14 protein-coding genes and 1 pseudogene are annotated in these 14,341 nt (G+C 63.1%); 1 reads left to right on the forward strand and 14 read right to left on the reverse strand.

All coding sequences use genetic code 11. The features are described 5' to 3' along the window. From Q0520_RS11965 to Q0520_RS12025, 13 genes and pseudogenes are all read right to left on the reverse strand, one after another. A pseudogene (locus Q0520_RS11965) lies at positions 1 to 717 on the reverse strand (nucleotide sugar dehydrogenase); the annotation flags it as partial. A 69-nt stretch (positions 718 to 786) separates the two neighbouring features. After that, positions 787 to 1,791, reverse strand: a complete 1,005-nt coding sequence (locus Q0520_RS11970; RefSeq protein ID WP_298670386.1) for a Gfo/Idh/MocA family protein — start codon at positions 1,789 to 1,791, stop codon at positions 787 to 789. Beyond that, the gene (locus tag Q0520_RS11975) at positions 1,700 to 2,779 is read right to left on the reverse strand and encodes a DegT/DnrJ/EryC1/StrS aminotransferase family protein (RefSeq protein ID WP_298670387.1); all 1,080 of its coding nucleotides are present in this window, start codon (positions 2,777 to 2,779) and stop codon (positions 1,700 to 1,702) included. The genes Q0520_RS11970 and Q0520_RS11975 overlap by 92 nt, the downstream gene beginning before the upstream one ends. A 1-nt stretch (position 2,780) precedes the next feature. Continuing rightward, complete coding sequence (locus Q0520_RS11980; RefSeq protein ID WP_298670389.1) at positions 2,781 to 3,374, reverse strand: acyltransferase; 594 nt, start codon at positions 3,372 to 3,374, stop codon at positions 2,781 to 2,783. Beyond that, positions 3,371 to 5,110 carry a glutamine--fructose-6-phosphate transaminase (isomerizing) gene (glmS, locus tag Q0520_RS11985; RefSeq protein ID WP_298670443.1) on the reverse strand — a complete coding sequence of 580 codons (1,740 nt, stop codon included), beginning with the start codon at positions 5,108 to 5,110 and terminating at the stop codon, positions 3,371 to 3,373. The genes Q0520_RS11980 and glmS overlap by 4 nt, the downstream gene beginning before the upstream one ends. Before the next feature lie 42 nt (positions 5,111 to 5,152). Further along, entirely contained in the window at positions 5,153 to 6,304 is a 1,152-nt protein-coding gene (glmU, locus tag Q0520_RS11990) for a bifunctional sugar-1-phosphate nucleotidylyltransferase/acetyltransferase (protein WP_298670391.1), read from the reverse strand. A gap of 10 nt (positions 6,305 to 6,314) precedes the next feature. Beyond that, positions 6,315 to 7,514, reverse strand: coding sequence for a bifunctional sugar-1-phosphate nucleotidylyltransferase/acetyltransferase (gene glmU, locus Q0520_RS11995; protein WP_298670393.1), 1,200 nt, complete (start codon positions 7,512 to 7,514; stop codon positions 6,315 to 6,317). Then, positions 7,511 to 8,770 carry a phosphopentomutase/phosphoglucosamine mutase gene (locus Q0520_RS12000; protein WP_298670395.1) on the reverse strand — a complete coding sequence of 420 codons (1,260 nt, stop codon included), beginning with the start codon at positions 8,768 to 8,770 and terminating at the stop codon, positions 7,511 to 7,513. The genes glmU (Q0520_RS11995) and Q0520_RS12000 overlap by 4 nt, the downstream gene beginning before the upstream one ends. Before the next feature lie 467 nt (positions 8,771 to 9,237). Then, positions 9,238 to 9,843 (reverse strand): hypothetical protein, encoded by a 606-nt coding sequence (locus Q0520_RS12005; protein ID WP_298670397.1) that lies wholly within the window; start codon positions 9,841 to 9,843, stop codon positions 9,238 to 9,240. Positions 9,844 to 9,850: 7 nt separating this feature from the next. After that, positions 9,851 to 10,462 (reverse strand): cyclase family protein, encoded by a 612-nt coding sequence (locus Q0520_RS12010; protein WP_298670399.1) that lies wholly within the window; start codon positions 10,460 to 10,462, stop codon positions 9,851 to 9,853. Beyond that, positions 10,462 to 11,109, reverse strand: coding sequence for a protein-L-isoaspartate(D-aspartate) O-methyltransferase (locus Q0520_RS12015; RefSeq protein ID WP_298670401.1), 648 nt, complete (start codon positions 11,107 to 11,109; stop codon positions 10,462 to 10,464). Before Q0520_RS12015 ends, Q0520_RS12010 begins: the two co-directional genes overlap by 1 nt. Positions 11,110 to 11,117: 8 nt before the next feature. Further along, entirely contained in the window at positions 11,118 to 12,227 is a 1,110-nt protein-coding gene (locus Q0520_RS12020) for a SufD family Fe-S cluster assembly protein (protein ID WP_298670403.1), read from the reverse strand. After that, a complete protein-coding gene (locus tag Q0520_RS12025) occupies positions 12,212 to 12,943 on the reverse strand; it encodes an ABC transporter ATP-binding protein (protein ID WP_298670405.1) in 732 nt (243 codons plus the stop codon). Before Q0520_RS12025 ends, Q0520_RS12020 begins: the two co-directional genes overlap by 16 nt. Before the next feature lie 113 nt (positions 12,944 to 13,056). On the opposite strand from Q0520_RS12025, the gene Q0520_RS12030 reads away from it, so the two are divergent. Beyond that, complete coding sequence (locus Q0520_RS12030; RefSeq protein ID WP_298670407.1) at positions 13,057 to 13,209, forward strand: hypothetical protein; 153 nt, start codon at positions 13,057 to 13,059, stop codon at positions 13,207 to 13,209. Here Q0520_RS12030 and Q0520_RS12035 read toward each other — a convergent pair. After that, complete coding sequence (locus Q0520_RS12035; RefSeq protein WP_298670409.1) at positions 13,161 to 14,324, reverse strand: hypothetical protein; 1,164 nt, start codon at positions 14,322 to 14,324, stop codon at positions 13,161 to 13,163. The two genes, Q0520_RS12030 and Q0520_RS12035, sit on opposite strands and share 49 nt — an antisense overlap. Between the last annotated feature and the right edge of the window lie 17 nt (positions 14,325 to 14,341).

The following is a 14,341-nucleotide window of genomic DNA, read 5'->3' on the forward strand; positions in this document are numbered from 1 at the left end:
GCGGAAGGTGTTCTCGGCGGTCTTCGTCACCTCGGCGGCGGTCGCGGTCATCGGGATGACGCGGCCTGTGGTGAGGACAGGGGAGTAGAGTTCGACGGCACGCTTCGTTGAGACCTCTTCGATGCCGCCGACGATGCGGTCGTGCTCGCGGATGTTCCGCAGGAGGCGTCCGACCATCACCCTCTCGGGTGCGTGGGCCAGGGCGAAGTCCTCGCCCGCGACGAGGCCCGACTCCTCCTCCAGGATCTGGCGGGCCATGCCCGCGGTCGTCCCTGGCGTGATCGTCGACTCGAGCACCACGAGGGTGCCGGGCGTGAGGTACCTCCCGACATTCCTGATCCCCGCGATCAGGGGGGTGAAGTCGGGGAGGAGGTCTTTTTTGTCCTTGAAGGGTGTCTGGATGGCGAGGGTGACGGCGTCGCACTCGGCGATCTTCGAGAAGTCAGGTGTGCACTCGAACTTCCCGCCTGAGACGACCTTCTGGAGGAGGTCTTCGAGGCCAGGCTCCTCCCCTTTCAGGGGCGACTCGCCCCTGTTGAGCATCGCGATCTTATACCCTGACGTCTGAGAGTCGCGCTGGAAGCCGTAGACGTGCTCGAACTCCGGGGCGTCGGCGAAGAGCACTGCCGCGGGGATGCCCACGTAGCCCATGCCGATGACGCCGACCCGCCGGATCGGGCCTTTCCGTGCTATGATCGATGATAGTCTGCTTTTCATGGTGATCCCGGAACCTGAATGAATATGGGTGTGCAGGAATAAAGTAGCCAGCGATCGGGGAAAAGAAGTTTAGCCGGAGAGACTCCCTCTGATCTCCTCGCAGATCCTGAGGTTCTCAAGCCCCTCTGCCGGCGATACCGGGAAGGGCGTGCCGTCGCGTGCCGCCCTGACAAAAGTCTGGAGTTCTATTTTCAGGGGCTCGACCTTGTTCACGAGCACCTTCTCGATGATGTTCTCCTGGCGGTACAGCCCGTTTTCCTGACCGTATGCGCCGGGTTTCCGGTAGACGTAGACCTCCTGGGTCATGAAGTCGCCTTCGACCGTCAGGTCTTCCTCCTCGACGTAGATCTTCCTGACCTTCTTCGAGGACTTCCTGCTTGCGGAGAGGTAGACCGGAGTCGTCCCGAAGGTGAAGAGGGCCCCGGCGATATCTGTGGTGCCGCTGCCTGCAAGGGTGTACGGGCCGTTGAAGAGGGCGTGGAAGACGATGTCGATGTCGTGGATCATCAGGTCCTCGACGACCGACGACCCGGTTACCCGTGCCGATGCCGGGTTGTGCCGGGAGACCTGGACATAGAGGGGATCTCTGACGAGCCTTTTCACTTCGTCGACGACCGGGTTGAAGCGCTCGATATGGCCGACGCCGACGGTGACGTCGTCGGGGATCAAACCGAGGAGTTGTTTTCCCTCCTCGCTGGTGAGACAGATCGGCTTCTCGATGAGTGTGTGCACCCCGGCCCCGATCACCTGCCCTGCCGTCGAGAAGTGGTACGGCGTCGGGACGGCGACGGAGACGCACTCGGCCTTCCTGAGGAGTTCGTCCATCGAGGTGCAGACCTCGGCGCCGGTGGCGGCCGCCACTCTCTCTGCGGCCTTCTGGTCGAGGTCGTAGACGTACGTCGTCCCGACCTCCTTCAGTTCGGTGTAGACCCGCACATGGTTCCTGCCCATCGTGCCGGTGCCGATAACGCCTGCGTCCATTCTAGACCACCTCGTTGATCGTGTCGCATATGTATGTGCGTTCTTCGTCCGATACCGCCGGGTGGACGGGGATGGAGAAGACAGAGTCTGCAAGAGATTCGGCGACCGGGCAGGAGTCGGCCCCTGCATAATACGGCTGCCTGTTCAGGGCGATCGGGTAGTGAACGGCGCAGCCTATCCCCTTCTCCCTCAGTGCCGCCATCAGGTCGTCCCGCGAGAGGGACGCATCCCCTGTCACACGCAGCACGTACTGGTGGTAGACATGGGTCATGCCCGCCGCCACCGGCGGCGTGAGGACCCCGGCGGCATGGATGTGGTCGTCATAATACGCCGCGTTCTCCTGCCGGCGCCTGTTGAATCCGTCGAGTTTTTTCAGCTGCACCCGGCCGATCGCGGCGGCGATGTCGGTGAGGCGGTAATTGTAGCCAAGTTCTGTGTGGAGGTACTTGTCTGCCTGGCCGTGGTTGATCACCCGGCGGAGGCGGGCGTCGTAGTCGTCCGACGACGTCGTGACCATACCGCCCTCACCTGTCGCCATGTTCTTCGTGGCATAGAAGGAGAAGCAGGCGAGGTCGCCGAGGGACCCGGTCCTCTTCCCGTGGTACTCTGCCCCGTGGGCCTGGGCGGCGTCCTCGATGAAGACGAGGTGGCGGTCGTCGCAGACCTCCCGCAGGGCCCCGGCGTCGCAGGGCTGGCCGTAGAGGTGGACGCCGATCACGGCCTTTGTCCGCGGCGTGATCCTGTCGTGGACACTCGCCGGGTCGATGGTGAAGAGGTCGGGGTCGACGTCGGCAAAGACCGGCGTGGCGCCGCACATCGAGACCGAGGACGCGGTCGCAAAGAAGGTGAAGGCCGGGACGACCACCTCGTCCCCCGGCCCGACACCGGCGGCAAGGAGAGCCGCATGGAGTGCCGCCGTGCCCGAGTTGACGGCGACGGCGTGTTTGACCCGGCAATATGCTGCGAATTCCTGCTCAAATGCTGTGGTGACCGGGCCCTGGGCGATCATACCTGAGGCCAGGACCGCTGTCACGGCGTCCGCTTCCTCTGCCCCGAGAAGGGGGTGTGCGATCGGGATCATATCAGTCGCACATCTCCGCAGGAAGGTCGACAAAGCGTGCCGGCGCCCCGATCGCCATCGTCCTGGCCGGGACGTCATGGGTGACGACGGCACCGGCGGCGACGAGCGCCCCCTCGCCGATCGTGATCCCCGGGAGGATCACCGCGCCCGCCCCGATGGAGACGCCGTCCCTCACCACAGGGCCCTGGAGGGGCGGCCGGCCCCGAGGCGGGTAGCGGTCGTTTGTCAGGACGGCGTTCGGCCCGATGAAGACGTTGTTCCCGATCATCGTGTTCGTCGGGATGTAGACCATGCTCTGGAGAGAGACGTGGTTTCCGAGGACGCAGTCCCCCTCGATCACGGCCGACGTACCGACGGCGACATGGTCGCCGATCTTTGTCCTCTCCCTGATCAGCACGTTATGCCCGCTCGAGAACTCGTCCCCGATCTCGACGTCGCAGTAGATGATCGTCCCCGACCTGAGGACGGCGTTCTTCCCGATGACAGTGCCAGGATAGTCCTTCTGGTCAAGCCTGTCCCGTGACGGGAAGCCGAGAGTCACCGGCTCGAAGACGCGTGCGCCATCTCCCAGCCTGTTTTTGCCATATTCTATCATTCGACGGTCACACTCTTTGCAAGGTTCCTTGGTTTGTCGATGTCCCTGTTTAAAGCACATGCAGTGCGGTAGGCGAGGAGTTGCAGGACGACGGAGACGGTGAGCACCCTCACCATCGGGTGGTCGTCGGGCACAGGGATGAAGATGTCGACGACATGTTCCACCTCCGTGTCTCCTTCGACGCCGATGCCGATGATCGGTGCCCCTCTCGCCTTCATCTCCTTGATATTGGAGAGCATCACGCCGTAGGTCCTGCCCGGCATGCATATGGCGACGACGGGCGTTTCCGGGGAGAGCAGTGCGAACGGCCCGTGCTTGAGTTCGCCTGCGGCATAGCCTTCTGCATGGATGTAGGAGATCTCCTTCATCTTCAGCGCCCCTTCGAGGGCGACCGGGTAGAAGACGCCCCGCCCGACATAGAACATCTCCTCTGCCCCTGATATTAAAGCGACGGCTTTGCCGAGTTCTGAGGAGAGCACACGCTCGATAGAGCAGTGGGCGTGGACGAGGACGTCGTCGAACTGCCTGTCGCACATCGTGTTCACCATAGCCATGAAGACCGCAAGCTGTGCGGTGAACGACTTGGTGGCGGCGACACTGATCTCAGGTCCGGCGCACATGAAGAGAGTCCAGTCCGCCTTCCTGGTGATCGTACTCCCGAGGACATTTGTGATGGCAAGGGCCGGGCAGTTGTGCGCCTTTGCCTGGTCGATCGCCGCGAGGGTGTCTGCTGTCTCTCCTGACTGGGAGACGGCGATGACAAGTTCGCGGATGGGGGGAGCGTAATACTTGAACTCTGAGGCGAGTTCGACATTGACCCTCTTCCTGCCATAATACTCGGCGAGGTAACGGAAGATGAGGGCTGCGTGGTACGACGTCCCGCAGGCCGCCACCGTCAGTTCAGGTGCGATCCTGACCATGGCAAGGCGACTGTCCCCTTCGAGGCCCTTGATGGTGTTGTAGAATGCCTGGGGTTGTTCGTAGATCTCCTTGAGCATGTAATGCGTGAACCCCCCTTTCTTTGCATCGTCCACGCTCCAGGTGATATGGTCGACCTGTCTTTCGACGGGTATTCCGTCGTGGTAGACATCGATCCGGGCGGGGGTGAGGGCGGCGATGTCACCGTCCTCGAGGAAAGTCACACGCTCGGTGTGGTCGAGGAGGGGGGTGACGTCTGAGGCGCAGAGCATCTCGCCGTCGCCGATGCCGAGGACGAGCGGACTGCTTCTGCGGGCGGCAACGATTCTCGGGTCGTCCTTTGCGAGGGCCAGGATCGCATAGGATCCTTCGAGGTGGCGGACGGTCTCGGTGACGGCGGCGAGGAGGTCGCCGGTGTAATACTCTTCAATGAGGTGTGCGATCACCTCGGTGTCCGTCTCGCTCCTGAAGTGGTGGCCTTTCTCGGTGAGTTTTCTCCTGAGCACGGCGTAGTTCTCGATGATACCGTTGTGGACGACGGCGATCGCGCCGGTGCAGTCGGTGTGGGGGTGGGCGTTCTGCTCGTTGGGGACGCCGTGCGTCGCCCAGCGGGTGTGGCCGATGCCGATGGTCCCGCTGAGCGCCGAGAGGTCGAGGTGGTTGTCCGAGATCCTCCCTGTCTTTTTGACGACCCTGATATCTCCGTTTTCCGTTGCGACGCCGAAGGAGTCATACCCCCGGTACTCCAGGCGCCTGAGGCCCTCGATGATCAGGGGCGCCGCGTCCCTCCAGCCGATATATCCTACTATCCCGCACATGGTAATCACGAATCCGGCTAACTCTGCTACTCCCCTGCGATCCTATAATAGTTTTGCCCCATCGGGTATCTCTCCATAAATCGTTTTTCCGTCATCGATGACCACATCGTTCCCCACGATGCAGTTCCTGAAGATACAGAATGGTGCCGAACGCATCTGGTCCCCGATGATCGCCCCGAACTTCGCCCCGATCATCTCTCTCTCTATCGAGAAGATCGTCTTTGTGGGGAAGGTGGTGGCGTGGTCGCCGAGGTGCGACCCGGTGCCGACGACCGCCTCGGTGATCCGGGAATGGGAACCAATGTTCACGTCGTCGAGGACGACCGACTGGCCGATCATGGTGAAAGGTTCGACCCGTACCCTGGCCCCGATGCTCGTCTCCGGCATGACGACACAGTTTGCGCCGATGTCGCAGTCGTCTCCGATGACTGCCGGCCCCATGATGGTGGTGTTCGGGCCGATGGTCGTCCCCTTCCCGATGGAGACCCTGCCCCTGATCACAACGCCGGGCCCGCTCCTGCCTGCCCGCTCCTGCCTGACGTCACGCAGGAGTGCGGCGTTCAGTTTGAGGAGGTCCCAGGGGTAGACGGCGTCCTGCCAGTCTGCGGCGGCGACGGCCTTCAGGGGGGTGCCCGCCCTGATCATCCTGTTGACGGCGTCCGGGATCTCCGTCTCCTCGAGGTACCTGAGGAAGGAGGGGTCGAGGGAGAAGATGCCGGTCGAGACGGTAAATCCCGGTGCTTCCTGGGGTTTCTCGATCACTTCCTTCACCAGGCCGTCCTTGATGACGAGGACGCCGAAGTTCGAGGGGTGCGGGTGCTCCCAGGTGAGCACGGCGTTTTTCTCCCGCATGATCCTGGCGATGGAAGCGGTGTCGACATAGTTGTCGCCCGGGAGGAGGAGGAAGTCGCCGGTGATCAGGGGTGCGGCGCATGCCAGGGCATGGGCGGTGCCAAGTTGTTTCTCCTGCACGACGACCCTGACCGGGACGTCCAGGGTGTTGAGGTGGCGGATGACATGCTCCTTTTTGTAGCCGACGACGACGATGATCTCCCTGATCCCGTTCTTCTCCAGGGCCCTGATGATGTACTCCAGGATCGGTCTGTTCGCCACCGGTACCATCGCCTTGGGCATTGTATGGGTGAGGGGCCTGAGCCTTTTTCCCTCGCCTGCTGCGAGAATGACTGCCTGCATCTCTCTTCACCTACCTGATGATCGTCCTCTCGGCGACGGTCCCTTCGACGAGACAGTGGGGGCCGATGAGGGAGTAACTCCCGATGACGCTCCCCACGTTGACGGAGCAGTTGATCCCGAAGAGGACGTGGTCGCCGACGATAGCCCCGAACTTCTTTCTGCCCGTCGACCTGCCGCTGGCCCTGACGATGCCGTGGTCGTGCCTGAGGTTTGCGATCTTCGTCCCGGCGCCGAAGTTGCAACCGCTCCCGATGACAGAGTCGCCGATATAGTTGAAGTGCGGGACCTTTGTCTCCGGGAAGATGATCGAGTTTTTGATCTCGACGGCGTGGCCGATGTGGCAGCGGTCGCCGATCGCGGTCGAGCCGCGGAGATAGGCGTGGGGCCCGATGGTGCACCCCTCCCCGATGATGCAGTCCCCTTCGATATATGTCCCGGCCTTGACGACCGAACCCTTCCCGAGGATGAGTTTCCCGTGGACGACGACGCCGTCCTCTATCTCCCCCCCGGAGGCCGGTTTCATGCCGGCAAGGAGGGTGGCGTTGGCGTCGAGGAGGTCCCAGGGCGACCCGACGTCCATCCAGGTCGCGAGGGGGTGCGCCCGCAGTCGCCCCTCTCTAATGTACTCCGCAAGGGCGTCGGTCAGTTCGTACTCCCCGCGGCCCGAGAGAGAGACCTCTTCGAGGAGGTCGTAGATCCCGGCGTCGAAGAGGTACACTCCCGCGTTGATGGTCCGGCTCTTCGGGTGCGGCGATTTTTCTTCGAGGCCGGTGATGCGGTCGCCCTCCGTGGTGACGACGCCGTAGTCCTGCGGGTGGTCTGACGCGTAGATGCCCATGCAGGGTGCGTCCATCTGGCAGAGGGCGGCAAGGTCACGGGTCTCCACGATCATGTCGCCGTTGAGCATCAGGAACCGACCGCTCACAAGTCCCTTTGTGGCGAGGAGGGCGTCAGCCGTACCTAACTGGTGACGCTGGGGGACGTAGCGGATGGAGACGCCGAGGCGTTCGCCGTCGCCGAACCACTCCCGCACTTCTCTCTCGCCGTAGCCGACGACAAGGATGATCTCGGTGATCCCGGCGTCCCGCACGGCGTCGACCAGGTGTTCGAGCATCGGCCTGTTGGCGATGGGAAGCATAACCTTCGGCCTCTCTGCGGTGAGCGGACGCATCCGCTTTCCCTCGCCGGCGGCAAGGATGACGCACTTCATGCGGCGTCCCTCCCGTGGCGGGCGGCGGCGAGACGCGCCTTCCCTTTCTCCATCATCTTTTTCGCTGCGGCGGCGTCCCTGCCCTCGGCGGTGAAGCGGATCTTCGGTTCTGTCCCGCTCGCCCTGATGAGGCACCACCCGTCTTCGTCTTCGAGGCGGATGCCGTCTGTCGGGACGGCGGCGCCGAGCGTAACCATCAGGTCGCGGGCGTTCTCAAGGCGGACGGAGTCCCTGAGGATCGGGTATGTGGGCATCTCTGCGACCTCGGCGGCGATGTCCCATGCCCCGGCGATCTCGCAGAGGAGAGCGGCGGCATAGATGCCGTCCGGACAGAGGGAGTTCTTCGGGAAGATCCATGCCCCCGAGGGTTCTCCGCCGAAGTCGCCCCACCTGAGGAGTTCCTCGGAGACGTAGGTGTCGCCGACAGGCGTCCGCCTCACCTCCGCGACCTCCTCGATCGCCATCGAGGCGTCGGCGGTGGTGACGACGCGGCGGGCACCCAGGTATTTTGCAAAGAGCATCAAAAGGTGGTCGCCGCCGATGTACCGGCCCTTCCCGTCGAAGGCCATCATCCGGTCGGCGTCGCCGTCGTGGACGATGCCGCAGGCGGCGTCTGCTTTCCGCACCATTGCAGGCATGTACGGGAGGTTTGCCTCCAGGGGTTCGGAGGGCCTGACAAAGCGGCCGTTCGGGTTGGCGTTGAGGGCGAGGGGGCGCACGCCTCCCTCGGCAAGGAGGGTGGGGGTGATCATGCTGCCGGCGCCGTTCCCGCAGTCCACGACGACATCGAGGCCTTCAGGGAGCGTGAGGGTGCTGAGGATGGCGTCTTTGTGGATGGCGACGGCGTCGAGGGTGTGGACGCTCCCCTGCGATTCCCAACCGGTCCAGTGGTCCTGTGCGAGTGCCTCTTCCATGGCGGTCTGCTGGGCGGCGGTGAACGAGGACCCGTCCGGGTTCAGGAGTTTGATCCCGTTGTACTCCTCCGGGTTGTGCGAGGCGGTGATCATGACGCCGAGGTCGTGGGCCCGTGCGGCGCAGGCGACTGTCGGGGTGGGGGCGATGCCGCAGGTGTAAACGTCGCATCCGGCCGAGAGGAGGCCGGCACTGACACTGTCCGCGAGGACCTGTCCGGTTGTCCGGGCGTCCCTGCCGACGACGGCGGTCCCGCCGGTGCACGCGGCGGCGCCGACCCGGATGGCGAGGTCGGCGAACTCCCCGGAATATTCTCTTCTGATCCCTGAAGAGCCGAATAGCATGAGTACGTCTGCGCCCTCACAGGATATGAGGTTTGGGGATTGGGCCGCGGGGATCTTTTCAAGGTATCGAGATTATTATAATCGCGATTTGTGCGGCCGTTCCGGAGGGGGCGGTGCGGGGAAGACGGTAGATCGGCATCTTGTCCGGGGGACTACCGCCCCCGGGCCCCCGGTGCAGGATAGGGGGATGGCAATTTCCCTCAGCAGGATCTCGGTTCTCCCTTCCCCGACCCTATCGTAGATCGGGGGACGACCGGAGGGAGTCGAGAAGATCGAAGATCTTCGCTGTCCGGGGGCAACGAGAAGACCGTTAGGGCTTCGAGTGTCCCCCGGCATAGATTGTGGGGAAGGCGGGTGATCGATGTCTCCTTTCATAGTGCATCAGGAGGAGGCATTGACCGAAGTATGAAAATTCACCATAAAAAATGGGCCCGAACAGGGTATAAAAATAGGAAGGGCCGGTCCTTTCAGTGCCCGTAGGGGCACCAGTGCTCGACCTTCTGGAGGAGGGCGACGCCCGCTGTGGAGGGGCCGAGGAAGATCACCCTCTTTGTCCCGGGGGCGGCCTCGATCGCGGCAAGTCCCTCGTCGGAGACGAGGCCGGGGCCGGTGACGAGGAGTATGTCGGCGTCGGCCGGGTCGGAGACGAGTGCCGCACCGAGGGCGTCGGGGAGGCCCTTTGCCTCGCCGACGACGGCAACCCTCTTCCCTTCGACCTCGGCCAGGAGTTTTTCGAGGCAGGGGGCATGGTGCACCCCGTCGCAGGCGTTCGTCTTCCTGTTGATGCAGAAAAACCCGGTGACGGCGTTGATGATGGCGCAGGCCGCCGTCCTTTCTACCGGGCTCCTGAGCGGAGCGCCGAACATGAACGAGACCTTCGTGCACGCCCGGATAGGGTCGGCGGTGACCACGTGGCCGTGTCTGTCGCCGAAGCACGCCTCTGTGCAGACCCCCCGCGGGTACGGGCAGAGGGGGAGTTTCGGGTTCTGTGCGAGGGAGACGACGCCCTCCTCGCAACCTGCGTCTTTCATGATCTCTTCAAGCCGCTGTACGGCAGTTGCAATCAGGTTCATTGTCACCTCAGGAGATGGGCGTGTCAGAGAGGACCACCCTCGCCGGCGCTCCGTCGAGCCCTTTGAGACGGAGAGGCAGGGCGATCATATAATAGTCTCCTCCGGGTACACCGGAGAGGTCGAGGAGTTCGATTATCGCGATGCCCTCCTGGAGGAGGGTGCGGTGGACCGTGCCGTCGCCGTCGAAGGCCTCGATCGAGGGGGAGTCGATACCGATGCAGACGACCCCGGCCTCCGCGAGGAAAGCCGCCGCGTCCGCGGTCAGGTGCGGGTACGCGGGATCAAACGCGGTTCTTCCGGAGAACCCCGTCTTCAGGAGGACCTTATCGGCACAACCGGTCCGGCCTTCGAGGTCGCCCCGCGTGATCACCGTCCTTTCCCCGAGGTCGACGACCCGGCACCTCCCGATAAGACGCTCTGGCGGGATGGCGTCGACAGTCGCCCCGTCCTTCAGGTAGTGGGAGGGGGCGTCGATATGGGTGCCGGAGTGCGTCCCGAGGGCGAGAGCGGCGATACGGTAGTCCCCGTGCTCCTCCCGCCTGAAGGTGACGGCAGGGTCGCCCGGATAGATAACAGTCTCCCCGGAGAGAGGGCGGGTGACGTCATGGAACACGGACATCACTCTTCCCAGCCGTGCTCCCCGACGAGGGGGACGAAGCAGACCGCACCCCACGAAGCCGGGACGATATCGTCGCCGCGGCGGGTGTAGCACATCAGGTACTGGAGTTCGCGGCTCCCGACCGGAGCGACAAGCCTCCCGCCGTCGGCGAGCTGGTCGAAGAGGGGCTGCGGGACCGACGGGGTCGCCGCAGTCACGATGATCCCGTCGTACGGGGCGTGTTCGGGCAGGCCCAGGGTGCCGTCAGCCGTGACGACATGGACGTTCTCCACCCCCAGACCGGCAAGGTTCCGCGTGGCGAGGTCGGCAAGTTCGGGCAGGCGCTCGACACTCCAGACCTCGGCGGCGAGACGGCCGAGGACCGCCGCCTGGTAGCCGCTCCCCGCCCCAATCTCGAGGATGCGGTCGCTGTCTTCCACCGCGAGGAGTTCTATCATAACGGCGACGATATAGGGCTGGGAGATCGTCTGACCGCTCCCGATGGGGAGAGGGTGGTCGCCATAGGCGACGCCCCGCAGACCCGGCGGGACAAAAAGGTGGCGGGGGACTTCGAGCATCGCGGCGACGACCCGGGCGCTCCTGACACCCCGCGCCCGGATCTGTTTGTCCACCATGTGGTGGCGCTCCTCTGTGTAGTCCCTCTCCATCGTCTATCTCAATATCCTGCTTCAGATGCGTCGATCGCCGCGTCGATCTGTTTCTGGAGTACCGGTGGCAGTCCCTCGATCTTCACGTCAAGGAAACCGCGGATGATCGTCGCCGTCGCCTCCTCCTCGGAGAGACCGCGGGACATCAGGTACTCGATCTCGTCCCGTGCGATCTTGCCGACCGCCGCCTCATGGGAGAGTTCGGTGCCGGTGACCCGCCCGTCGATCTCGGGGATCGCGTGGATCGTCCCGTCGGTGAGGATGAGGCCCCGGCACTCGATGTGCCCCCTCGTCTCATCGGTGACGCCGGCGATGTAGCCGCGGGAGATGACTGTCCCGCCCTTCGTGATGGCGCGGGTCACGAGTTCGGCGCTGCTCCCCTTCCCCTGGAGGACGGCGCGGGACCCGAGGTCGAGGTGGGACCCTTCGTGTGCGATGACAATGGAGGAGAAGCGTGCCGTGGCGTTTTCGGCAAGGATCGCTTCAGGATTCATCTGGACCCGTGCGACCGGGTGCATGCAGACATAGTTGGAGATGAAGACGCCGTTCTCCTCGACGATTGCGGCGCTCCGCGGGTAGACCGAGATATGGGGGTTCCAGTTGTGGATCATCGTCGAAGTGAGCCGTGCGTTCTTGCCGACATAGAACTCGGTGATGCCGAGGTGAGAGCCCCTCTTTGCCCCGCTGGCGCTGGCGCACCCGGAGATGACGTGGAGTTCGGCCCCTTCCTCGGCGATCATGATATTGTGCACGGTCTGGACCGGTTCTGCCGAGAGGTACAGGCAGGCCTGCACCGGGAAGACGGCGCGGGTGCCCTTGTGGGCGATGACGACGACCCCCTTCGGGTGCTCCTGCTTTGCGACGAACTTCGTGTACTTGTCCTTGTCCCTCTTGACGGCGTTCCAGTACCTGTCTGCCATCCAGTCATATTTTTCCAGTGCGTCCTCGATGGCGAGGACTTCGACGCCCTGGGCCGAGCAGGTGGTCTGGAGGATCTTCTGGTCCATCTGGAAGAAACTCCCGCACCTGTTCTCCATGCTGACGTCAAGGCCCGTCTGGGTGAGACGCTCCTGCTCGGTCTCCGGGAGAGTATAGAACTCGTTCATATCTGCTGGCATGCGAGGCACTCCTTGTAGCCTTTCTCCTTGATCACGTTGAGGATCTCGCGGGGGTTGCCGTGGCACCGGATCATCCCGTCGATCATGACGTGGCCGAAGTCGGCCTCGATATAGTTGAGGATGTAGCCGGTGTGGGTGATGATAAGCCCGCTCTTCTGGCGGTTCACGATGTGCATGTCTTTCTGGAGGAGGCGGGCAATCGAATTGCCCATGAGGGAGATGTTCTCCAGGTCGACACCGCTTTCAGGCTCGTCGGCCATGACAAAGTCGGGCCTCTGGACCATCAGCTGGAGCACCTCGCTCCTCTTGATCTCACCGCCGGAGAAGCCCTTGTTGATGTCCCGCTCAAGGAACCCTTCCATGTTCATCGACCTGGCGTATCCGGGGATGTCGCCGGTCTTGCCACCTGCAACAGCGGAGAGGAGTTTGCCGAGTTTCAGGCCGGAGATCGTCGGTGGACGCTGGAAGAGCATTCCGATCCCCAGCTTTGCACGCTCGTCGATGGGCATACTGGTGATGTCCTTCCCGTTATAGAGGATACGCCCCTCGGTCACCTGGTAGTTGCCAAACCCCATGATCGTCATCAGCAGGGTGCTCTTGCCTGAACCGTTCGGGCCCATCAGGACATGCGTTTCTCCGTCGTTGATCTGGAGGTCGATCCCGTGCAGGACCTCGCGGTCCCCGATCCTGACCTTCAGGTTCTCAATCTTGAGCATGAATAACCCTCCAGAGTATATCAGAAAATGGGGATAAACAGTTATCGGCACGTGCGACACTTTCACCCTGCGCACGGCCAGGTATTGAATACCTCCCTGCCGACCCCATGACCATGACAGACAGTACCTTCTGTGCACTCGCCGTGCGTGCCCGGGCCTATCAGGTCGTCCAGCGGAGGAACCAGATCTCGAAGGTCGCTTTCCTGGCGAGGAAAAATCAGGACCTGCCGGACCAGGACCTCTGCCCGCCCTGCATCGTGGTCTGAGCCAGGGGATGGTCGATGAGCCAGCGATAGGTTTCGGCCCGGTCTGAACAGTGGCCGAGAATATGGGCCGAAACTTCCAGCGCCTCGTCGAACCGTTGTTTTTCCCTGTTGTAGGCTTGCAGGGCGGTGTTATACGCTGCGGCGTCTTCGTTGAACGCGGAGATACCCGCGTTGTAGTCCGCGGTTTCCCCTTCCCCGATCATCTCTTCCAGGCGGTCTCTCTCCCCGATGAGCCTCACCTCTTCAGCCCGCAGTGCCGTCATCTCCTCTGCAAGGGAGGTGCCGAGGGTGGCGGTGATCTCTTCGGCCTCTCTTTTCCGCATCTCGATATATGCGGTCTCGTCGCCGCTCGTGTATTCTGTCGTGCCGTTGCCGGTCCGTATGACCAGAGGATCTTCGGAGAGTGTTGCCCCGTTTGCCAGGACGTCGGGGACCGACCCGATGAAACCGACATCCGTCGTCTCGATGTAGATATACCCGGTCGACCCGAAGGTGTTGTTGTCGCCTGCGATGCCGACGGCCATGTGGGAGTCGTTGACGAAGTCGAGGAGGGCGACGTCGTATCCTGCCCGCGAGAGGAGAGCGGCAAGGAGGAGACTCTTGTCGTCGCAGTCCCCCGTGCCTTCGACAACTGTCTCGACCGGGAACTTGGGCGGCGTGCCGTTCGGGTGGTTCTCGTACGGGATCGCCTGCACGAAGGCGGTGATCAGTTCGGCATAACGGTCTGAGTCGAGGTCTTTTTTGTCCCTGAGATCGGAGAAGGAGTGGAGGAGTTTGCCGTACAGCGCTTCCTGGTGGGGGTCGTCGATGAAGGCGCGGTAATATCCGGTCATCCAGACGTCGTCTGATATGTTCTCGTAGAGGATGGCGTTCTTCGGCCCGCTGCGGGCGCCGCTGTAGACGGCCATGTCCACGGGCATGCCGAGCCGATAGGTGCGGTCCTCGAAGGAGAAGACAAACTCCGAGTCTCCGGTCTCGTCGGCCTCCGAAGCCGGTGTGATGGACGGATAGATTGCCGCCGGCCGCAGGAACGGCATGACCCCCGATGCCACGATGATGCATGCGCACAGTATCGTGATCCCGATGACGAGTGTCCGGCGTACCTGTTCCTTCACTCTCCCCTCCTCCCGTC

The organism is uncultured Methanofollis sp. (assembly GCF_937919355.1).
Taxonomy (GTDB): Archaea; Halobacteriota; Methanomicrobia; order Methanomicrobiales; family Methanofollaceae; genus Methanofollis.

What these genes read in the sequence shown, in the direction of transcription:
- Q0520_RS11975 (WP_298670387.1), bottom strand. Translation starts at nt 2,779, where the DNA reads ATGATCCCGATCGCACACCCCCTTCTCGGGGCAGAGGAAGCGGACGCC.
- Q0520_RS11980 (WP_298670389.1), bottom strand. Translation starts at nt 3,374, where the DNA reads ATGATAGAATATGGCAAAAACAGGCTGGGAGATGGCGCACGCGTCTTC.
- glmS (WP_298670443.1), bottom strand. Translation starts at nt 5,110, where the DNA reads ATGTGCGGGATAGTAGGATATATCGGCTGGAGGGACGCGGCGCCCCTG.
- glmU (WP_298670391.1), bottom strand. Translation starts at nt 6,304, where the DNA reads ATGCAGGCAGTCATTCTCGCAGCAGGCGAGGGAAAAAGGCTCAGGCCC.
- glmU (WP_298670393.1), bottom strand. Translation starts at nt 7,514, where the DNA reads ATGAAGTGCGTCATCCTTGCCGCCGGCGAGGGAAAGCGGATGCGTCCG.
- Q0520_RS12000 (WP_298670395.1), bottom strand. Translation starts at nt 8,770, where the DNA reads ATGCTATTCGGCTCTTCAGGGATCAGAAGAGAATATTCCGGGGAGTTC.
- Q0520_RS12005 (WP_298670397.1), bottom strand. Translation starts at nt 9,843, where the DNA reads ATGAACCTGATTGCAACTGCCGTACAGCGGCTTGAAGAGATCATGAAA.
- Q0520_RS12010 (WP_298670399.1), bottom strand. Translation starts at nt 10,462, where the DNA reads ATGTCCGTGTTCCATGACGTCACCCGCCCTCTCTCCGGGGAGACTGTT.
- Q0520_RS12015 (WP_298670401.1), bottom strand. Translation starts at nt 11,109, where the DNA reads ATGGAGAGGGACTACACAGAGGAGCGCCACCACATGGTGGACAAACAG.
- Q0520_RS12020 (WP_298670403.1), bottom strand. Translation starts at nt 12,227, where the DNA reads ATGCCAGCAGATATGAACGAGTTCTATACTCTCCCGGAGACCGAGCAG.
- Q0520_RS12025 (WP_298670405.1), bottom strand. Translation starts at nt 12,943, where the DNA reads ATGCTCAAGATTGAGAACCTGAAGGTCAGGATCGGGGACCGCGAGGTC.
- Q0520_RS12030 (WP_298670407.1), top strand. Translation starts at nt 13,057, where the DNA reads ATGACAGACAGTACCTTCTGTGCACTCGCCGTGCGTGCCCGGGCCTAT.